Source organism: Rhodococcus sp. DT1, from assembly GCF_049844875.1.
Classification (GTDB): domain Bacteria; phylum Actinomycetota; class Actinomycetes; order Mycobacteriales; family Mycobacteriaceae; genus Rhodococcus.
In genome coordinates this window covers 16519-35949 of sequence record NZ_JBNCLW010000008.1, presented here as the reverse complement: position 1 = coordinate 35949, position 19431 = coordinate 16519, and the positions used below count along the sequence as shown (strand labels likewise).

Genomic DNA, 19431 nt, shown 5'->3' with positions numbered 1-19431 from the left:
CCGGGTCCGGCGGCGTCGGCCGGACCTCTCGTCAGAGCGTCTCGGGGTCCTCCGAGAGCGCTGCCGAGATGTCGCGCGCCGACTTCAGTGCCTGCCGCGCCCAGTGCGGGTCCGCCGAGGCAAGCCCGCACGTCGTGGCCACGGAGACCGACCGCAACGCGGTACGGGGGAAGCCGAGACGGTCGAAGAGTTCCACGGCAGGTGCCGCCTGCTCCCGCCAGCTGGGCACGGGGTTGGGAGCGGTGGTCGGAACCAGCCCGAGGACGAGCGCGGTACCGGAATCGAACAGTTCACCGATGCCGTCCAGATCGGCCCGCGACACCCTCGTGAGATCGAACGCGACGGCCTCTGCGGCGCTGCGGCGCAACAGGTCGGCAGGCAGGCTGCCGGCGCAGCAGTGCACCGCGACGGACAGTCCGGTGCCGCGGATCGTCGTATCCAGGACGTCGAGCGCCTCGGGTTCAGGCCATGCCGGAACCGTCTCGAGGATCGTTCTGCCCTCCAATGTCCCGGCGAGGACATCGGGAAGCGCGGGTTCGTCGAGTTGCACGACGACCTGCACGCCGAGTCTGCGGTGCAGTTCGGCGGCGTGCCGCGCAATTCCCTCCGCCAGCGACTCGGACAGTTCGCGCACCGCCCCGCGGTCGAGCAGGACGCGACGGCCCGTGGCGAGTTCCAGATGAGCAGCCAGTGTCAGCGGACCGGCCGACTGCACCTTGACCGTGCGATCCGGCCCCGCACCGGCGCGTTCCCACGCTTCCTCGAGCGCGTCGAGGTCCTGCCGGAGCAGATCTTCGGCGCGCGCGGCGATCGTGCCGCGTCGGGACACCAATCGGTAACCGGTGGTCGATGCGTCGAGATGGAGGTCGACGAGCAGCGCGCTCGCCCGCCCGATCGTGTCCGAACCCAGACCTCTGTCCGGAAGTTCCACGAGATGCGGAAGCTCGGCGAGTTCCCCGACCACCACAGCCGCCGCTTCGCGCGCGTCGGTGCCCGGCCACGAACCCACCCCGGTGGCGATCCCGGACCAGATCCCCCGAGCCGGCCCTCCGGTCGTCACATGCCCTCGGCTACGGGCCGTGCGACCGCGATCGTGCCGCTGCCGAGAACGATGTCTCCGGCCGGGTCCGGCCGGTACAGCACCGCGGCCTGACCGGCGGCGACGCCCGTGAGCGGTTCCCGCAGAGAGATCTCGATGCCCGAACCGGCCGCCTCGGCGACCGCCGGGGCGATCCCGCCGTGCGCGCGGACCTGCACGACGCATTCGACGGGGCCGTCGGGTGCGCTACCCGAGGTCCATACGGCACGTTCCGCATGGATGAAGTCGACCTTGAGGCGTTCGGCGCTGCCGACACGGACGGTGCCCGTCTCGGGTTCGATCGCGGTGACGTACCGCGGACCGCCGTCGGCGCCCGGACCGGAGATTCCGAGTCCCTTGCGCTGACCGATCGTGAAGCCGTGGACGCCCTCGTGCTCGGCGAGGACCTCCCCCGAATCGTCGTCGACGACCGCGCCGGGCCGCACCCCGATGCGCGCGCCGAGGAAGGCCCGGGTGTCACCGGAGGGAATGAAGCAGATGTCGTGGCTGTCCGGCTTGTTCGCCACCGCGAGACCGCGCTCGGCGGCTTCGGCGCGGATCAGGTCCTTGGGTGTGTCCCCGATCGGGAACATCGCCCGCGACAACTGTTCCGCGGTCAGCACTGCCAATACGTAGGACTGGTCCTTGTCGGCGTCGACCGCGCGTCGCAGCACCCCGTCCTGCAACCGCGCGTAGTGGCCGGTCGCGACCGCGTCGAAGCCCAGGGCCACCGCGCGGTCGGCCAGCGCGGAGAACTTGATCTTCTCGTTGCACCGCAGGCACGGATTGGGGGTCTGACCCGCCGCGTAGGCCTCCACGAAGTCGTCGATCACGTCTTCTTTGAAGCGGTCGGCGAAATCCCATATGTAGAAAGGGATTCCGAGCATGTCGGCGGCGCGGCGGGCATCGCCGGCATCCTCTTTCGAACAACAACCACGCGAACCGGTGCGCAGGGTGCCGGGAGCAGACGACAACGCCAGATGCACCCCCACCACGTCGTGTCCGGCATCGACAGCGCGGGCCGCGGCAACCGCCGAGTCCACACCGCCGCTCATAGCCGCAAGAATCCTCATCTCCGGTCACCTCCTCGTCCACCAGCGCTCGCCATACCGGCGGCACGTGCCCGCTCCACCACGCGCGGCAGAGCGTCGATCAGTACATCGATGTCGTCTCGGGTCGTGGTGTGCCCCAACGAGAATCGCAACGACCCGCGGGCGGTCGCGGGGTCGGATCCCATCGCGACCAGCACGTGGCTGGGCCGCGCCACGCCTGCCGTGCACGCCGACCCGGTAGAGCATTCGATCCCGGCCGCATCGAGCAGCATCAGCAGCGAATCCCCCTCACAGCCGGGGAACGTCATGTGCGCATTGTTGGGAAGCCGCCCCGCGCCGCGGGGTCCGTTGAGGATCACATCGGGGATCACCGCTTCGACACCGTCGACCAGACGATCGCGCAGGACGGCGAGTTCGGCGGTCCGGGCCGGAAGGTCGCGGGTGACCTCCCGGAGCGCAGCGGCCATGCCGACGATCGACGCGGTGTCCTGGGTCCCCGACCGGATGTCCCGTTCGTGTCCTCCGCCGTGCGCGAGCGGAACGCAGGGCACCTGGCGTCCGAGCAGGAGCGCACCGACACCCTGGGGGCCGCCGAACTTGTGAGCGGCGAGGGTGAGCGCCGACAGCCCGCTCGCCGCGAAATCGACGGGCAGATGCGCGACGGCTTGCACCGCGTCGCTGTGCATCGGCACACCGAACTCGGCCGCGACGGCAGCGAGTTCGGCGATCGGCATCACGGTGCCGACTTCGTTGTTGGCCCACATGATCGTGACGAGGGCGACCTCGTCCGGATGAGCGGCGAGCGCCTCGCGCAGAACTGCCGGCTCGACCCGCCCGACCGCGTCCACCGGCAGCCAGGTCACCACGGCACCCTCGTGGTCGGCCAGCCACTCGACGGCGTCGAGCACGGCGTGGTGTTCCACGGCGCTCGCGATGATCCGGCGGCGCCGCGGGTCCTGGGCGCGCCGGCCCCAGTAGATGCCCTTGACCGCGAGGTTGTCGCCTTCGGTGCCGCCGGAGACGAAGATCACTTCGGAGGGTCGCGCACCGAGTTCGGCGGCGATCGATTCGCGGGCTTCTTCTATCCTGCGGCGTGCCGCGCGTCCCGAACCGTGCAGGGACGAGGCATTGCCGGTGGTTGCGAACACCCCGGTCATCGCGTCGATCGCCGCGGTCAGCATCGGCGTGGTCGCGGCGTGATCGAGGTAGACAGTTTTCGGGGTACCGGAGGATCCGGTGGCGGGCGAGGTCATGACCGATCCAGGATAGCGGGTGGCTCGGGGTGCCCGTCGCGCTCACCGCTTCCACGGGAGCACATGCGGCAAGGGTCACGTTCCGGCGTGCGGACGAGCCGGACATCTCGCCCACCGGGACTGCCCACGCGCGAGCGCGGCCCCGCTCCGGATTCCGGAACGGGGCCGCGCTGTGCTGGAGGGTGAGAATCAGCCCTTGTGCTTCTTGACAGCCTCGGTCAGCTGCGGAGCGACGTTGAACAGGTCGCCCACGACGCCGAAGTCGGCGATCTCGAAGATCGGTGCCTCTTCGTCCTTGTTGACCGCGACGATGGTCTTCGAGGTCTGCATACCCGCGCGGTGCTGGATCGCTCCGGAGATACCGAGCGCGATGTACAGCTGCGGCGAGACCGTCTTACCGGTCTGGCCGACCTGGAACTGACCCGGGTAGTAGCCCGAGTCGACAGCGGCGCGCGATGCGCCCACCGCTGCGCCGAGCGAATCGGCGAGTTCTTCGACCACGGAGAACTTGTCGGCCGAGCCGACACCACGACCACCGGAGACGACGATCGACGCCTCCGTGAGCTCGGGACGGTCGCCACCGGCGACGGGCTCACGCGAGGTGATCTTGACCGCGTTCTCTTCCTGGGCCGGAACCTCGACGTCGACGCGAGTGGCGGCGGCAGCCTCCGGCTTGGCCTCGATCGCACCCGGGCGAACCGAGATGACCGGAACGTCGCCGTTGGCCTTGGCATCGACGGTGAACGCGCCACCGAAGATCGAGTGGACGGCCGAGCCGTCGCTCTTGACGTCGACGACGTCGACGAGCAGACCGGAGCCCAGGCGCGCAGCGAGGCGGCCGGACACCTCCTTGCCCTCGACCGAAGCTGCGGTGAGAACCGCTGCGGGGCTGGTGGATTCGACGAGCGCGGCGAGAACGTCGACCTTCGGCGTCACGAGGTAGCCGTCGATGATGTCCGACTCGGCGGCGTAGACCTTCGCGGCTCCGGCGGCGGCGAGCGCCTCCTGGAGCTTGTCGGCGGTCCCGGCGGAACCGGTCACGACTGCCGACGGCTCACCCAGCGCGCGAGCGGCGGTGATGAGTTCGGTGCTGATCTTCTTGAGCGCGCCCTCGGCATGCTCGACGAGCACGAGTACTTCTGCCATTGCTTGCTTCTCTCCCTAGATAGGTCTGGTGTTGTCGCGGGGGCGCGATCAGATGATCTTGTTGCCGACCAGGTACTGAGCGACCTTGTCGCCACCGTCGCCCTCGTCGGCGACACGCTCGCCGGCGGTACGCGCAGGCTTCGGGGTGACGCCGGTGACGGTGGACGCGGCGTTCGCGACACCGAAGATCTCGGGATCGAGACCGATGTCCGCCAGGGTGAGGGTCTGAACTTCCTTCTTCTTCGCGGCCATGATGCCCTTGAAGGACGGGAAGCGCGGCTCGTTGATCTTCTCGGTGACCGAGACGATCGCGGGGAGCGGTGCCTCGAGGCCGAAGACGCCCTCGTCGGTCTCACGCTCGCCGGTGGCCTTGCCGTCGGCCAGGGTCAGCTTGCGCAGGTGCGTGAGGTGCGGCAGGCCCAGGTACTCCGCGATGATCGCGGGCACGGCGCCGACGCGACCGTCGGTGGCCTCGTTGCCGGCGATGACGAGCTCGACGCCCTCGATCTGGCCGAGCGCCGCGGCGAGCGCGTAGGCGGTCTGGATGGAGTCCGAGCCGTGCAGCGCGGGATCGTTGAGGTGGATGGCCTTGTCGGCACCCATCGACAGCGCCTTGCGGATGGCGTCGGTCGCGCGGTCGGGACCTGCGGTCAGCACGGTCACCTCGCCGCCGTCGCGCTCCTTGATGAGCAGGGCCTCTTCGACCGCCCGCTCGTTGATCTCGTCGAGAACCGCGTCGGCGGCTTCACGGTCGAGCGTGTAGTCGCCGTCGGTGAGCTTGCGCTCGGACCACGTGTCGGGGACCTGCTTGATCAAAACGACGATGTTCGTCATGGGTCTGCGTCGACCTCCTGTGTGTAGCTGCCTTTGGTCGGCAAGGCGCTGCCTGAACCGAGCACTCGTGTCTGTCGCACGGCGTGTGCGATAGATTATCAAACGCTAAGTTACCCGTGGGTAACTTAGCGGAATTCCTGGTTCACCATAGCCGCACGAAAGGACGCGCAAACCTGTGATCTGGACCACCGGAACCGAGCCGGAGTGCAGTGGCACTAATGTCTGCTCGGTGAGCGATACCAACAGCCGCGCCGACGACGCCCAGACTCTCCCCCTCACCGGCGAACGGACGGTACCCGGCATCGCCGAGGAGAACTACTGGTTCCGGCGCCACGAAGTGGTCTACCGGCAACTGCTCGACCGCTGCCGAAGCCGGACCGTCCTCGAAGCGGGAGCGGGCGAAGGCTACGGCGCGGACATGATCGCCGACGTGGCGACGCGGGTCATCGGCCTCGACTACGACGAGAGCGCAGTTGCCCACATCCGCGCCCGCTACCCGCGCGTCGACATGCGGCACGGCAACCTCGCCGAACTCCCCCTCGCGGACGAGACCGTCGACGTCGTCGTGAACTTCCAGGTCATCGAACACCTGTGGGACCAGGGACAGTTCCTCCGCGAATGCCACCGCGTCCTCTCCCCGGGCGGCGCACTGCTGATCAGCACACCGAACCGCATCACCTTCTCGCCCGGGCGCGACACCCCGCTCAATCCGTTCCACACCCGCGAACTCGATGCGGCCGAACTCTCGGAACTGCTCGACAGCGCCGGTTTCCGGGTGGAACTGATGACCGGAGTGCACCACGGCCCGACGCTCCGCGCGCTCGACGCCAAGCACGGCGGCTCGTTCATCGACGCGCAGATCGAGCGTGCACTGGCCGGAGAACCGTGGCCGGCGGAACTCACCGAGGACGTCGCGGGCATCACCGTCGACGACTTCGTCCTCGACCCCGAAAACATCGACAGCAGCCTCGATCTGGTTGCCGTCGCAGTAAAGGATCCCGCGCGGTGAGTACGAAGAAGACCGGAGAACCGGGAATGTTCTCCCTCGTCCTGCACTCCCACCTGCCGTGGCTCGCCCATCACGGCCGCTGGCCGGTCGGTGAGGAATGGCTCTATCAGTCCTGGGCCGCAACATATCTCCCGGTCACCGACGTTCTTGCGCGCCTTGCCCACGAAGGACACAGCCGGATGGTCACGCTCGGGATCACGCCCGTCCTGGCCGCCCAGCTCGACGATCCGCACTGTCTTGCCGGAATGCACCACTGGCTCGGCAACTGGCAACTGCGCGCCCACGAGGCCGCCGGCATGGCCGAGGAGTCCTACCAGGCACTCGGGGCGCGCGAACACCGTGCGGCAGCAGCCGCGCTCGAGATGTTCGAAACCCGATGGCGCCACGGCGGTTCCCCCGTGCTCCGCAACCTCGTCGACGCCGACGCGATCGAACTGCTCGGTGGTCCGCTCGCGCACCCGTTCCAGCCACTGCTCGACCCCCGGATGCGGGAGTTCTCCCTCGCCGAAGGCCTGCACGACGCGCACGCCCGTTGGCAACACCGACCCCGTGGCATCTGGGGCCCCGAGTGCGGATTCACGCCGGGCATGGAAATCGGGTACGCGGCAGCCGGTGTCGAACATTTCATGGTCGACGGGCCGGCGCTGCACGGCGAGACCACCCTCGGCCGCACCGTGCTCGACTCGGACGTCGTGTGTTTCGGCCGTGACCTTCAGGTCTCGTACCGCGTGTGGTCGCCGAAGTCCGGATACCCCGGGCACGCCGCCTACCGCGACTTCCACACCTACTGTCACGACACGGGTCTCAAACCCTCCCGGGTGACCGGACGCGCGGTGCCGTCGGAGGACAAGGCGCCCTACGACCCCGAACTCGCGTCCCTCGCCGTCGACCGCCACGTCGCCGACTTCGTCGACACGATCCGCCGCCGCCTCCGGAGCGAGTCCGCGCGTATCGGCAGGGACGCACTCGTCGTCGCGGCATTCGACACCGAACTGTTCGGGCACTGGTGGTTCGAGGGCCCGCTGTTCCTCGAGCGGCTTCTGCGGGCGCTGCCGGAGGCGGGCATCGAGGTGGGCACGCTCACCGACGCCCGTGATCGCGGATACGTCGGTGGCCCCGTCGATCTCGCGAACTCCTCGTGGGGATCGGGCAAGGACTGGCGGGTATGGGCCGGCGACCAGGTCTCCGACCTCGTCCAGCTCAACGACGAGGTGGTCCGGACCACGCTCGACACACTCGACAAGGCCCGTGACGGGCACGCACCCGGAGCACCGGTCCTGCGCAACCGCGTGCACGACCAGATGTTGCGCGAAGCGCTGCTCACCGTCTCGAGCGACTGGGCGTTCATGGTCAGCAAGGACACCGCGGCCGCCTACGCCCGCGATCGCGCGCACACCCACGCGCACGCCCTCCGGGAGATCGCCGAGGCGGTCGCTTCCGGTCGGGACTCGACGGCAGTACGGTTGGCCGACGGCTGGAACCGAGCCGACAACCTGTTCCCCGGGCTCGACGCGCGGCGCCTGCCCGGACGCCACGGAGGCAAGTGATGAAGATCCTGATCGTGTCGTGGGAGTACCCGCCGGTCGTCGTCGGTGGGCTCGGTCGGCACGTTCACCACCTCGCCACAGAACTTGCCGCCGCGGGGAACGAAGTCGTGGTGCTGTCCCGGCGCCCCACGGGAACCGATGCTTCGACGCATCCCACACTCAGCCATATCGCCGAGGGCGTGCTCGTCGTCGCGGTCGCGGAGGACGCCCCCCACTTCGTATTCGGCGAGGACATGCTCGCCTGGACACTCGCGATGGGGCACGCGATGGTGCGCGCGGGGATCGGCCTGAGCCGCGGCGGTATCGGCGAGGGGTGGCAACCCGATGTCGTGCATGCACACGACTGGCTGGTCGCGCATCCCGCCATCGCCCTTGCCGAGCACTTCGACGTGCCGCTTGTCTCCACGCTCCACGCAACCGAAGCGGGCCGCCACAGCGGGTGGCTCTCGGGCAGAATCAACCGCCAGGTGCACTCGGTCGAGTGGTGGCTCGCCCACGAATCCGACGCGCTCATCACGTGTTCGGCGTCGATGTACGACGAAGTGACAGCACTGTACGGCCCCGATCTGCCGCGAATCTCGGTGATCCGCAACGGTATCGACATCACGACGTGGTCGTACCGCGAGCGCGCACCCCGATCCGGGCCGGCCCGGCTTCTCTATGTGGGACGGCTCGAGTACGAAAAGGGCGTGCAGGACGCGATCGCCGCCCTCCCGCGGATTCGGCGTTTCCACCCCGGCACCACGCTCATGGTCGCCGGCGACGGCACCCAGTCCGAGTGGTTGCGCGAACAGGCGCGCGTCCATCGTGTCGCACGCTCGGTGACCTTCCTCGGCAACCTCGACCACACCGAACTGCTCGATCGACTGCACACCGCCGACGCCATCGTCCTGCCCAGCCGGTACGAACCGTTCGGCATCATCGCGCTCGAAGCTGCCGCTGCGGGAACACCGTTGGTCACCTCGACCGCCGGCGGGCTCGGCGAGGCCGTCGTCGACGGCACGACCGGGTTGTCGTTTCCTCCCGGCGACGTCGCAGCGCTCACGTCGGCGGTGCGCAGGACGCTCGACGATCCGGCCGCCGCGCAGGAACGCGCCCGGGCCGCCAGGGCCCGGCTCACCGACGACTTCGACTGGGGACAGGTCGCCGAGGAGACGGCCCAGGTCTACATCGGCGCGAAGCGGCGGGTACGGCATCCGCTCGGACGGCCCGTGATCCCGCAGCGCCCGCTGCCCGGCCGGGACTGAGTCAGCCGACTCCGAGCGCCGGCACGCGGTCGAACCACGGGCGAGCCTGTTCCAGTTCGGCCCCGAGAGCGAGCAGCAGGCCTTCCCCGCCGAGCGGCGCGACGAACTGCACGCCGAGGGGTACGTCGTCCGCGGTCCAGTGCAGCGGCAGCGAGATCGCCGGGCGCCCGGTGATGTTCGCCAGCTGGGTGTACGGCGTGCGTCCGAGGTTCTCGTCGATCATCCGGTCCACCAGCCCGGTCCAGCGGGCCACCCTGCCCATTCGCGTCGCGATGAGCACGTTCCCGAGGGTGCTCACCCAGCGCGGAGTCGCCAGTTCCCCGATCCGCGCCGGAGGATAAGCCAGGGTCGGCGTGAGCAGTAGGTCGTAACGCTCGTGGAACGCAGCGAGCCGGGTGGTGTGTTCGCCCCAGCGCGCCAGCGCCGCGAGATACTCCGGAGCGGGCACGGTGCGGCCCAGTTCGGCGAGAATGCGGGTGTCGAACTCGAATCCGTCCGGGCCCGACCCCGTGCGTTGCCGTACCTCGTCGACCTCCGCCGTCAACGACGCGAACCACATCGTGAGGAAGTCCGTGGCCAGTTGCCGCTCGTCGACGCCGGTCGTCGCGGGCTCGACGTGGTGACCGAGGCCGTCGAGCAGGGCAACCGTGGCGTCGACCGCTGCGACCGCTTCGGGGTCGACCCCGGTCCCGAGCGGGGACGCGGTCGCGTACCCGATCCGCAGGCGCCGGGGGGCGGTGCGGGCGGCGGCCGAATACGACTGCGGTGGAGCCGCGCTCAGGAAGGGCGCCGCCCCATAGGCACCGGCCATGACGTCCAGGAGAGCCGCGGAGTCACGGATGCTCCGGGTGATCGCCCCGTTCGTTGCCGCCCCGTGCAGCGGTTCGCTGCCGAGCGGGCCGGTCGGCACGACTCCGCGCCCGGGCTTGAGACCGACGAGACCGCAGCATGCGGCCGGGATCCGGATCGAGCCGCCGCCGTCGCTCGCGCCCGCCACGGGCACCACGCCCGCTGCGACAGCCGCGGCGGAACCACCGGACGAACCCCCGGGGGTCAACGCCGGGTTCCACGGGTTGCGTGTGGGACCGTTCGCTTCCGGTTCGGTGATGCCCTTGAGCCCGAATTCCGGGGTGTTGGTCTTCCCGAAGACGACGAGACCCGCCTCGAGCCAGCGGTCGACGACCACCGAGTTGCGTTCGGCGGGAACTTGGGCGAGGGCGCGGGACCCACTGCCGGTGGGGATCCCCGCGATGTCCTGCCCGAGGTCCTTCACGAGGAAGGGCACGCCCGCGAACGGGCCGTCCAACGGGTGGCCGGCCCGCACACGAGCCTCTCGGTCGAGCCGGTAGACGACCGTATTGAGAGTCGGCTCGACGGCGTCGAGCCTGGCGATCGCCGTCTCGAGCAGTTCGTGCGGCGTCACCTGCCCGCCCGCCACCAGTTCTGCGAGCCCCACGGCGTCGTGACGCCGGTATTCGTCGAAATCCACTCGAGCCCTCCCCTGCCGGTCTTCCTGTGGCTGTCGTCAGACGCCGGGTTGTGCGTCGGCCGGCTTTTCTCCCGCCTTCTTCCGCGCGATGTCCTCGAGCGCTGCGGCCCGTGCGGCACGTTCGGCGGCGGCGGTCTCCCACGACAGCTTCCGATTCTTCACGACCTTCGCCGGCGAGCCGACGGCAATGCTGTAATCGGGGATCTCACCCTTGACCACGGCGTGCGCGCCGAGCACACAGCCGCGACCCACCTTGGTATTGCGCAACACCGTCACCTTGGCGGCGATCCAGGTGTCCGGCCCGATGCGCACCGGACCCTTGATGATGCCCTGGTCCTTGATCGGATAGGTGATGTCCTCCGTGCGATGGTCGAAATCGCAGATATAGCACCAGTCCGCAACGAGGGTCGAGGCGCCGATCTCGATGTCGAGGTAGGTGTTGACGACGTTGTCCTTGCCGAACACGACCTTGTCGCCGATTCGCAGCGAACCTTCGTGGCAGCGGATGGCGTTGCCGTCACCGATATGCACCCACTTGCCGATCTCGAGCCGCGCCAGGTCGGGCGTCGCGTGGATCTCGACGTTCTTCCCGAGAAACACCATTCCGCGCAGCACGACGTGCGGATTCGCCAGCTTGAACTTCGCCAGGCGGTAGTACCGGACCAGGTACCACGGCGTGTATGCCTTGTTTGCCAGCACCCATCGCAGAGATGACAGTGTCAGGAATCGTGCCTGGTCCTGATCCCGGCGACGGGAACCGCGCCACCTCGTGCGCAGCGGTGCGCCCCACATGCTCGTCATAGGGGGCAGCCTACGGTCCGCCTCCTGCGCGGGGTACAACCACCGGCCCGATACGCTGACGGCTCGAAACGTTCGTCCCGGGAGGAGTTGGGTGATGCGGGGTGTCCTGCGGGCCGCAGTGCTGGCATCGACGGCAGCGGTCGCACTGAGCGGGTGCGCAGGCGGAGGCGGTACCAGCGATGTGCTCTCCGAAGGAGGCTGGCCGGGCCGTTATTCGGATGCCCGCAACAGCAGCACCGCCACCGCAGACGGTCTCGACGACCTCTCGGCCGCGTGGGCCCGCCCGCTGGGAGGCCGGGTGGGCTCTCCCGCCGGGGTTGCCCGCAACGGCCAGATCGCAGTCACCGCCTCGACGGACGCGGGATGCAACCTCTTCTCCTTCCAGATCGACAACGGCCGCAAACGGTGGTGCACGCGGCTCGCTCCGGGCGCCACGACCGTGACCCCCGTGTCCGACGGCAACGCGAACATCTACGTCGGCGAGGACGGTGGCATGTTCTCGTTCAACGAACACGGGCAGCGACGCTGGCGCATCCCGGTGAGCGGCACACCGCGCAGCGCCCAGTTCGCGTCCGACGGAAAACTGGTCGTCGTCACGCATTTCGGCCAGGTCAACATCATCAACCCGCAGACCGGCCAACTCGTCGCACCACTGTTCGACCTCGTGCCCATTCCCGCCGTCGGCGACGGCCAGAACGTTCCGAGGCTCGCGAGCGACCACGGGTTGCCCGCATGCTTCGGCGGATCACCCGATTGCCCCGTCGCCACCACTCCCGCAGTCGACCTGGCCACGGACCGGATCTTCGTGACCCTGTGGCGTCCCGGTGCCGACCGCGCGTCTCTCGTCGCCATGCGGTACACCAGCGGCGACAACGCGTCCGTGGTCGAAGAATGGTCCACCGACGACCTGCCGGGCGGCTCCGTGACGAGTCCGGTGCTGTCCGCCGACGGCGCGACCGTCTACGTCCACGACGGCGACGGCACCCTCTGGGCCGTCGACTCCACGACGGGGACACCCCGATGGAGCCATCGACTCGACTACTCCCCCGCGACCGGCCCGGCAGTGACCGGTGACGGATTGCTGCTGCTTGCCGCCGGCGGAGACGAGGGCGCCCTGACCGCACTGCGGGACAATGGCGACGGCGCCGAAATGGTGTGGCAGCGAACGGATGTCACGCAGCACGCCGTACCGGCGGTGACCTCGAACGGGCTGGGTTACTCGATCGTGGGCGGCGCCGACGGCCTTGCCGCACTCGTGTTCGACACCTCGGACGGCCACTCGATCGACGAGGAACCGATCACGGAGGCAACAGGATTCCCGGTCGGCACCGCGGTGGGTCCCGACGGCGAGTTCGTCACCACGACGCACGACGGTGACATCGTCGTACTCCGCTGAAGCAGTTCCCTCAGCCGACAGTCGAGGTACAGTCGAAAGATCGTGCTGCCCTGCGTAATTCGGCGCTCACGACAGCCTGCGCCGGCCGGTGCCCACTGCCCCGGCGGTACGCAATTCGGGTTCGTCTCCCGACCGGAAGCGCGGTGAGCACCACCCCTGCCGGAACATCGATCGCCCCGAGCTGTGGCACCAGTGCCACGCCGGCTCCCGCTGCAACCAGTCGCAGGACCGTGGCGAAGTCGTCGACCCGATGGGTGACCCACGGTTCGAACCCTTGGGAGCGACAGGTGCGCACCGCCATGGTGTGACACAACGTGCCGGAGTTCCCGACAATCCAAGGGCTGTCTGCGTGACTGCGGACGACCGCCAAACCCTCCGCGTCCGGCGCTGCGGACGCGGCCAGATAGATGACCTCGTCGAGCAGCGGTTCGAGTTCGATGCCCGACCCGACGGAGGACGGCACGTTGTCGTATTCGTGGACGAGCGCCATGTCGAGGTGACCTCCCCGAAGCAGATCCGGCGCATCGGCGGGATCGACCTCCGTCACCGTCACTTCCGGGCCCTGCTCCGCACGGCGGAGTTCCGACAGGGCGGGGAGCACAACCGTCCGTAGCGCGGTCGGAAAGGCCCCGAGGCGAACCGACCCCGACGGCCCCGGCCCACTCGTCGCGAGCGCGGTTTCTGCTCGTTCCAGTTCCGCCAGAACCGCCTCGGTGTGCTCGACGAGGATGAGAGCCGCCGGGGTCAGCCTCACCCGACGACCCGTGCGCACCAGGAGGGGGCGGCCGGCCTCGCGTTCGAGCGCCGAGATCTGTTGCGACACCGCCGACGGCGTGTACGAAAGCGCCTCGGCGACGGCAGCGATCGTGCCTCGATGGGCGAGTTCACGGAGAAGCCTGAGCTTGCGAACGTCGAGCATCGGTTCAGCTTACGAGTTCCGTCACGAAGAGTAACTGGATCTTGTGAATTGCGACGGTAAAAGTGGGTGCATGACATTCCATCCGTCGGGCATCTTCGTCCCGCTCGTCACCCCGTTCACAGACACCGGCGAGATCGCCGCGACCGACCTCGAACGTCTCGCCCACGGCGTGATCGAAGAAGGCGCAGCCGGCATCGTGGCGTTGGGAACAACCGCGGAGGCGGCCACCCTGACCCCTCTGGAACGTCGAGAGGTCGTGCGGATCTGCAGCACGGCGTGCCGCGAGCACGGCGTGCCCCTGATCGTCGGCGCAGGTTCGAACGACACGGCCGGCACCGCGCGCACCCTCGAGGAACTGCATGCGGAGGGCGACGCCACAGCCGCAATGGTGGTGGTCCCGTACTACACACGCCCGTCCGAGGCAGGGGTGGTGGCGCACTTCGAATACATCGCCGCACGCAGTCCGCTCCCCCTGATTCTCTACAACGTTCCGTACCGCACCGGTCAGCACCTGGGCTGGGAGTCCGTCGAGCGACTGTCGCAGCATCCGCAGATTGCCGGCATCAAACAGGCAGTCGGCTCGGTGGACACCGACACCGCGCGACTGGTCGCAGTGGCCCCCACGTCGTTCTCGGTCCTCGCAGGAGACGACGCGCTGGTTTCCCCGCTCCTCGCGATGGGTGCCGCGGGAGCGATCCTGGCGACCGCGAACGTCTGCACGCGCGAGTTCGTCGAACTGTTCCGGTTGTGGGACGGCGGATTCCTGTCGCAGGCGAGGGCCCTCGGGAACCGACTCGTGGAGACCGCGTGCGCGCTGACCGCAGGGCCGAACCCCACCGTCATCAAGGCCGTGCTCCACGCCCAGGGCAGGATTTCGACTCCGAACGTCCGGCTACCCCTCCTGCCGGCGGGCAGCCCCGCGGCGATTCTCGGAGCGCTGCCCCACACGGTCCGTGCAGGCTAACGGGACGCTGCGCACACGAAGGCCTCGGGCGTGCGGCCGATGCGGGTCAGCACCACGCTCAGCGAGCGTGAGCCCTTCAATTTGAGCCGGGGACGCAGCACCGCGGGATCGATGTCGAGCCCGCGCACCAGGATCTCGGCGATCCCGCAATCGAACCGGGACAGTGCCTGTTTCAGCGCCTTCTCCGTGTATTTGAACTGTTCGAGGACGCGGAATCCACGCACCCCGTCGGGCAACGTATCGCCGGTGAGGTAGGCGATACGTGGATCGAGTTGCCACAGCCCGTGTGCGGCCGCGTAGTGACGCACCAGTCCGGACCGCACGATCGCACCGTCCGGATCGACGATCCATTCCCCCGGTGCACGCTCGGGAATCTCGTCCGGCATCGTGTCGGTGACCTCGAAACCGGTTCCGTCCGAACGGAGTACCGACGCGCGGCGTCGAACACCGCCGTGGGTGAGTCCCGGGGAGTACAGGCATGCTTCACGCACGCCGCCGTCCAGCGACACCACCTCGACCTCGCCGTCCCAGTCGAGGGAGTCGAAGTCCAGACCCGGCGCGCACTTCACGGCCAGATCGCGTCCTGCATACACCCCGAGAAGGTCGGGCAACGGCGGTTGCAGCGCCGCCGGGTCGTGGGTCCTGCGGCCGCCGGCGCGACGCGCAGGGTCCGCGACGACGGTCGTGCCGCGTGTCACCGGCGTCAGCGCGTCCGCACGGAGGAGATATGCCTCGGGGACGTTGTGCGCGGCCATGGCGAGGCGCACTTCGTCGAGGTCGCTGCCCACCACCGTCTCCGCGACACCGACGAGTTCGGCGAGTTCGGTGCCGATCGAGCAGGTGACGTCGTGGACCCGGCGGCCGGCAAGCCGTCGCGCACGATGCGCCGCCACGGTTGCGGGCGTCGACTGCTGCACTGCATCGTCGGTGAGGATCCAGCGCGCGGCACCGGGAATCTTCGCGTCCGCCTTGCGGCGCAACAACACCGTCTCCACGAGCACCGCGGTACGGTCGCCGAAGTGCGTACGCACCCAGCCGATATCGGCAAGGCGCGTACGCGTCGACAGTTCACGCTCGCCGACACGTGCGAGCGCTGCCGCGCCGGTATCGGAGGTCAGGTACCGGACGTCGTCGAGCGTGAACTCGTATCCCAATTACTTGCCCGGCTTCACACCGGTGATCATCACGTTGTAGAAGAAGCTGCGCGGGACAACGTGCTTGAGCACATTCTCGTCGACCCAGCTGAGCGACTTCCAGCCGCCGAAGGCGAACTTGGCCCAGTTCCAGCCCAGCTTCTCGGGCGGAACTGCGGCTTCGAACGTGCGAACGGGCCAGCCGAGCAGTGCGGCGGCGAACTCCTCGCTCGAGGCCTTGACGTTCACCGCGCCGGCCGACCGGGCGATCTTCTCGAGATCGGAGGGGTCGAAGGTGTGCAGATCGACGACGGCCTCGAGTGCCGCGGCGCGCGACGACTCGTCGAGTTCGGTCTGCGGGCGGCGCCAGTCGCTGAGGAACGGCAGCTTCGTGACGGTGGTCGTGGCCTCCCACGTGATGCGCCCGAGCCAGCGCGCGTAGAAGTTGCCGACTGTGCTCGGCTCACCGGCGAACACGAATCGGCCACCCGGCTTGAGGATGCGCAGCACCTCACGCAGGGACTGCTCGACATCGGGAATGTGGTGCAGCACTGCGTGTCCGACGACGAGGTCGAACGTGTCGTCCTCGTACGGAATGGTTTCGGCATCGGCGACACGGCCGTCGACGTCGAGGCCGAGATGCTCGGCGTTGCGCAGCGCCACCTTGACCATGCCCGGCGACAGGTCGGTGACCGAACCGCTCTTCGCCACCCCACCCTGCATGAGGTTGAGCAGGAAGAAGCCGGTGCCGCAGCCCAACTCGAGCGCCCGCTCGTAGGGCAGGGGCTGCTCTCCGGCGGCGGCGACGAACCGTCCCTTCGCGTAGTCGATGCAGCGTTCGTCGTACGAGATCGACCACTTGTCGTCGTACGTCTCGGCTTCCCAGTCGTGGTAGAGCACCTGAGCGAGCTTGGTGTCTTCCATCGCTGCCGCGACCTGTTCGGCAGTGGCGTGCGGGTTCGGCGCGGGGTCGACCCCGTCGGGCCTGCTTGCAGTCATGGCGGTGATCCTACCCATCGGTAAGTCGGGGGCAATTTTGCGGTTGGGGGAACTATTCGCCGACGAAATCGGCTTTCCCGGGCCCGTCGGCGAGGAACGACTTCATGCCGATGGTGCGATCCTTGGTGGCGAACAGCGACGCGAACAGGTGCTGTTCGATGGCGAGGCCGGTCACGAGATCGGTCTCGAGGCCCTGGTCGATCGCAGCCTTGGCTGCCGCAAGCGCACGCGACGCCGCCGTGGTGAACTGCGCGGCCCACCGGCGGGCCGCCTCGTACACGTCGTCCGGTGCCACGACCTCGTCCACGAGACCCATCGCCAGAGCCTCGTCCGCCCCGACGAACCGGCCGGTGTACACGATGTCCTTGGCTTTCGACGGCCCCACCAGCCGGGCGAGGCGCTGTGTGCCGCCGCCACCGGGGATCACGCCGAGCAGGATCTCGGGCGTCCCCAGCTTCACGTTGTCCCCGATGATCCGCCTGTCGGCGCCGAGGGCGAGTTCGAGGCCACCGCCGAGCGCGTACCCGGTGATCGCGGCGACGGTCGGCTTCGGAATGTCGGCGATCGAGCCCAGCGCGGATTGCAGATCGCCCACGATCCGGCTCATCCGGACGAAGTCGATCTCGGCGAGTTCCTTGATATCGGCGCCGGCGGCGAACACCTTCTCCCCGCCGTACACGATCACCGACTTCACGTCGTCCCGCACCGACGCTTCCCGCGCGGCCTCCCGAAGCTCCTCCTGGAGCTGCCGGTTGAGCGCGTTCATCGGCGGCCGGTCGAGCCGGATGGTGCCGATACCGTCGGAAACCTCGAGCGTCACGAATTCAGGCATGCACGAAGCCTAGAGGTCGGCGCGCTGGGCCCACGGATGCGACCCGACCGCGTAGTAACCGTCCTCGCCGTCGAACGAGATGTGGATCATTCCATCCCGCTTGCTCATGACGGGAAGGACCGGTTCGACGGTCACCTCCGCGGCCATGATCTCCGCGACCGTCCGGTATCGCGCCAGGTCCGTCAACTGCGTCCAGGTCGGGGGAAGCAGCACGCACCGTCCCGACCGCCAGTACTCGAGTTCTTCCGCGGCGGTGCGCCAGCGCACCTCGTCGGCCTCGCTCGTCTCGCCGTCCGCGCGCTGTCCGTCGGGTGCGGCGGCGATGAAGAAGCGGGTGTCGTACCGGCGTCGCTCTCCCAGGGGCGTGATCCAGTTGGCCCAGGGGCGCAGCAGGTCGGCGCGCAGCACGAGTCCTTCCCGCGCCAGAAAATCGCCGAAGGACAGCTCGCGGGCCTCGAGCTTGCGGCGCGCACCGGCGTAGACGGCAGTGTCGGCGACGAGCGTGTCGGTGTCCGGTCCGGCCAGCAGGACACCGCATTCCTCGAACGTTTCCCGCACGGCCGCCAGCACCAGTGCGCGCGCTGTCGCCTCGTCGGTGGCGAACCGCTCCGCCCACCATGCGACGTCCGGACCGGACCACCGCACCGACGCGTCGGTATCGGACGGATCGACCCCGCCGCCGGGGAACACGGTCATCCCTCCGGCGAAGTCCATGCCGACCACGCGCTGTTGGAGGAACACCTCCACTCCCCGTGCGGAGTCGCGTACCAGCATCACTGTGGAAGCACCGCGGATCGGCACCGCGGCGGGGTCGAAGGAGCTCACCGAGCGATCGTGGGACATGGCCTCAAACTATCGGATCACGTGACGCACACCATGCCGGGCGCCCGTCGTGTCACCCGCGACGGTGGCGTCCCGGCTCGCGGGTACGGCGTGCGAAGAACCGGCCGTCCGCCTGTTCCAGCGTGATGGCCTGGCTGAACGCTTCGCTGAGGTTCTCCCCGGTGATGACGTCGTCGAGCAGACCCTGCGCGACGACCGTGCCCTCCTTGAGGAGCAACGCGTGGGTGAACCCGGGCGGGATCTCCTCGACGTGGTGCGTGATGAGGACGGTGGCCGGGGCGTCCGGGTCGGCGGCCAGCACGCCGAGCCGCGCGACGAGTTCCTCGCGGCCACCCAGGTCCAGGCCGGCCGCGGGTTCGTCGAGCAGCAGCAGTTCGGGATCGGTCATGAGCGCGCGGGCGATGAGCACGCGTTTGCGCTCGCCCTCCGACAGCGTTCCGTACGAGCGGTCCGCGAGATGTTCGGCGCCGAGGCTCTCGAGCATCTCGATCGCGCGCTCGGTGTCCATGTCGTCGTAGCGCTCGCGCCATCGGCCGAGTACGCCGTATCCGGCGGAGATCACCAGATCGAGGACTTTCTCGTCGAACGGCACGCGGTTCGCGAGCGCCGCCGACGACAGGCCGATGCGGGTCCGCAGTTCGGACAGGTCGGTCCGGCCGAACGTTTCGCCGAGCACGTGTGCCGTTCCGGACGTGGGGAACGTCTCGGCCGCCGCGATGCGCAGCAGCGTCGTCTTGCCTGCGCCGTTGGGGCCGAGCACCACCCAGCGTTCGTCGAGTTCCACCTTCCAGGTCACGGGTCCGACGAGGACGTTGCCTCCACGCCGCACCAGAACGTCTTCGAATTCGATGAGCAAATCGGGATCAGGTTGTGCCACGCGTCCATCTTG

18 protein-coding genes are annotated in these 19431 nt (G+C 68.7%); 5 read left to right on the top strand and 13 right to left on the bottom strand.

Going from position 1 to position 19431, the window contains the following annotated elements:
• Positions 1-31 precede the first annotated feature (31 nt).
• The 5 genes from ACLQ3J_RS19180 to ACLQ3J_RS19160 form a co-directional block, all read right to left on the bottom strand.
• Complete coding sequence (locus tag ACLQ3J_RS19180; RefSeq protein ID WP_425904167.1) at positions 32-1060, bottom strand: methionine synthase; 1029 nt, start codon at positions 1058-1060, stop codon at positions 32-34.
• Positions 1057-2151: a tRNA 2-thiouridine(34) synthase MnmA gene (mnmA, locus tag ACLQ3J_RS19175; protein WP_169619653.1), complete on the bottom strand. Its 1095-nt coding sequence runs from the start codon at positions 2149-2151 to the stop codon at positions 1057-1059. The genes ACLQ3J_RS19180 and mnmA overlap by 4 nt, the downstream gene beginning before the upstream one ends.
• Complete coding sequence (locus ACLQ3J_RS19170) at positions 2148-3383, bottom strand: cysteine desulfurase family protein (protein ID WP_169651744.1); 1236 nt, start codon at positions 3381-3383, stop codon at positions 2148-2150. The genes mnmA and ACLQ3J_RS19170 overlap by 4 nt, the downstream gene beginning before the upstream one ends.
• A 189-nt stretch (positions 3384-3572) precedes the next feature.
• The gene (locus ACLQ3J_RS19165; RefSeq protein ID WP_169619655.1) at positions 3573-4529 is read right to left on the bottom strand and encodes an electron transfer flavoprotein subunit alpha/FixB family protein; all 957 of its coding nucleotides are present in this window, start codon (positions 4527-4529) and stop codon (positions 3573-3575) included.
• Positions 4530-4577: 48 nt separating this feature from the next.
• Positions 4578-5363, bottom strand: coding sequence for an electron transfer flavoprotein subunit beta/FixA family protein (locus ACLQ3J_RS19160; protein ID WP_169619656.1), 786 nt, complete (start codon positions 5361-5363; stop codon positions 4578-4580).
• 229 nt (positions 5364-5592) lie between these two features.
• Between ACLQ3J_RS19160 and ACLQ3J_RS19155 the strand changes: the two genes are divergently transcribed.
• Genes ACLQ3J_RS19155 through ACLQ3J_RS19145 form a run of 3 tightly spaced genes read left to right on the top strand, consistent with a single transcriptional unit; the run spans position 5593 to position 9166 of the window.
• The gene (locus ACLQ3J_RS19155) at positions 5593-6372 is read left to right on the top strand and encodes a class I SAM-dependent methyltransferase (RefSeq protein WP_296550824.1); all 780 of its coding nucleotides are present in this window, start codon (positions 5593-5595) and stop codon (positions 6370-6372) included.
• Between the two features lie 26 nt (positions 6373-6398).
• Complete coding sequence (locus ACLQ3J_RS19150) at positions 6399-7919, top strand: glycoside hydrolase family 57 protein (RefSeq protein WP_296550833.1); 1521 nt, start codon at positions 6399-6401, stop codon at positions 7917-7919.
• Positions 7919-9166 carry a glycosyltransferase family 4 protein gene (locus ACLQ3J_RS19145; RefSeq protein ID WP_169619658.1) on the top strand — a complete coding sequence of 416 codons (1248 nt, stop codon included), beginning with the start codon at positions 7919-7921 and terminating at the stop codon, positions 9164-9166. Before ACLQ3J_RS19150 ends, ACLQ3J_RS19145 begins: the two co-directional genes overlap by 1 nt.
• A gap of 1 nt (position 9167) precedes the next feature.
• On the opposite strand, the gene ACLQ3J_RS19140 is transcribed toward ACLQ3J_RS19145, so the two are convergent.
• Positions 9168-10655 carry an amidase gene (locus tag ACLQ3J_RS19140; protein ID WP_425904166.1) on the bottom strand — a complete coding sequence of 496 codons (1488 nt, stop codon included), beginning with the start codon at positions 10653-10655 and terminating at the stop codon, positions 9168-9170.
• Between the two features lie 36 nt (positions 10656-10691).
• Positions 10692-11456 (bottom strand): acyltransferase, encoded by a 765-nt coding sequence (locus ACLQ3J_RS19135; protein ID WP_169619660.1) that lies wholly within the window; start codon positions 11454-11456, stop codon positions 10692-10694.
• 94 nt (positions 11457-11550) lie between these two features.
• On the opposite strand from ACLQ3J_RS19135, the gene ACLQ3J_RS19130 reads away from it, so the two are divergent.
• A complete protein-coding gene (locus tag ACLQ3J_RS19130; protein WP_425904165.1) occupies positions 11551-12852 on the top strand; it encodes a PQQ-binding-like beta-propeller repeat protein in 1302 nt (433 codons plus the stop codon).
• A gap of 10 nt (positions 12853-12862) precedes the next feature.
• Here the strand turns inward: ACLQ3J_RS19130 and ACLQ3J_RS19125 are convergent, their stop codons facing one another.
• The gene (locus ACLQ3J_RS19125; protein WP_169619662.1) at positions 12863-13771 is read right to left on the bottom strand and encodes a LysR family transcriptional regulator; all 909 of its coding nucleotides are present in this window, start codon (positions 13769-13771) and stop codon (positions 12863-12865) included.
• 70 nt (positions 13772-13841) lie between these two features.
• On the opposite strand from ACLQ3J_RS19125, the gene dapA reads away from it, so the two are divergent.
• Positions 13842-14735: a 4-hydroxy-tetrahydrodipicolinate synthase gene (gene dapA, locus ACLQ3J_RS19120; RefSeq protein WP_169619663.1), complete on the top strand. Its 894-nt coding sequence runs from the start codon at positions 13842-13844 to the stop codon at positions 14733-14735.
• Here the strand turns inward: dapA and ACLQ3J_RS19115 are convergent.
• From ACLQ3J_RS19115 to ACLQ3J_RS19095, 5 genes are read right to left on the bottom strand one after another with little or no spacing between them, the layout of a single operon-like run.
• A complete protein-coding gene (locus tag ACLQ3J_RS19115) occupies positions 14732-15889 on the bottom strand; it encodes a THUMP-like domain-containing protein (protein WP_169619664.1) in 1158 nt (385 codons plus the stop codon). The genes dapA and ACLQ3J_RS19115 overlap by 4 nt on opposite strands.
• Positions 15890-16867, bottom strand: a complete 978-nt coding sequence (locus ACLQ3J_RS19110) for a class I SAM-dependent methyltransferase (protein WP_169619665.1) — start codon at positions 16865-16867, stop codon at positions 15890-15892. It abuts the gene before it with no gap.
• A gap of 52 nt (positions 16868-16919) precedes the next feature.
• Positions 16920-17699, bottom strand: coding sequence for an enoyl-CoA hydratase/isomerase family protein (locus ACLQ3J_RS19105; RefSeq protein WP_425904162.1), 780 nt, complete (start codon positions 17697-17699; stop codon positions 16920-16922).
• Between the two features lie 9 nt (positions 17700-17708).
• Positions 17709-18542 carry an NUDIX hydrolase gene (locus tag ACLQ3J_RS19100; protein WP_425904161.1) on the bottom strand — a complete coding sequence of 278 codons (834 nt, stop codon included), beginning with the start codon at positions 18540-18542 and terminating at the stop codon, positions 17709-17711.
• Between the two features lie 52 nt (positions 18543-18594).
• Positions 18595-19419 carry an ABC transporter ATP-binding protein gene (locus ACLQ3J_RS19095; RefSeq protein ID WP_169619668.1) on the bottom strand — a complete coding sequence of 275 codons (825 nt, stop codon included), beginning with the start codon at positions 19417-19419 and terminating at the stop codon, positions 18595-18597.
• Positions 19420-19431: the final 12 nt, after the last annotated feature.

Coding starts and splice junctions, on each gene's coding strand:
- ACLQ3J_RS19165 (WP_169619655.1), bottom strand. CDS start 4,529: ATGGCAGAAGTACTCGTGCTCGTCGAGCATGCCGAGGGCGCGCTCAAG.
- ACLQ3J_RS19135 (WP_169619660.1), bottom strand. CDS start 11,456: ATGACGAGCATGTGGGGCGCACCGCTGCGCACGAGGTGGCGCGGTTCC.
- ACLQ3J_RS19110 (WP_169619665.1), bottom strand. CDS start 16,867: ATGACTGCAAGCAGGCCCGACGGGGTCGACCCCGCGCCGAACCCGCAC.
- ACLQ3J_RS19160 (WP_169619656.1), bottom strand. CDS start 5,363: ATGACGAACATCGTCGTTTTGATCAAGCAGGTCCCCGACACGTGGTCC.
- ACLQ3J_RS19125 (WP_169619662.1), bottom strand. CDS start 13,771: ATGCTCGACGTTCGCAAGCTCAGGCTTCTCCGTGAACTCGCCCATCGA.
- ACLQ3J_RS19130 (WP_425904165.1), top strand. CDS start 11,551: ATGCGGGGTGTCCTGCGGGCCGCAGTGCTGGCATCGACGGCAGCGGTC.
- ACLQ3J_RS19105 (WP_425904162.1), bottom strand. CDS start 17,699: ATGCCTGAATTCGTGACGCTCGAGGTTTCCGACGGTATCGGCACCATC.
- ACLQ3J_RS19145 (WP_169619658.1), top strand. CDS start 7,919: ATGAAGATCCTGATCGTGTCGTGGGAGTACCCGCCGGTCGTCGTCGGT.
- mnmA (WP_169619653.1), bottom strand. CDS start 2,151: ATGAGGATTCTTGCGGCTATGAGCGGCGGTGTGGACTCGGCGGTTGCC.
- ACLQ3J_RS19170 (WP_169651744.1), bottom strand. CDS start 3,383: ATGACCTCGCCCGCCACCGGATCCTCCGGTACCCCGAAAACTGTCTAC.
- ACLQ3J_RS19100 (WP_425904161.1), bottom strand. CDS start 18,542: ATGTCCCACGATCGCTCGGTGAGCTCCTTCGACCCCGCCGCGGTGCCG.
- ACLQ3J_RS19150 (WP_296550833.1), top strand. CDS start 6,399: ATGTTCTCCCTCGTCCTGCACTCCCACCTGCCGTGGCTCGCCCATCAC.
- dapA (WP_169619663.1), top strand. CDS start 13,842: ATGACATTCCATCCGTCGGGCATCTTCGTCCCGCTCGTCACCCCGTTC.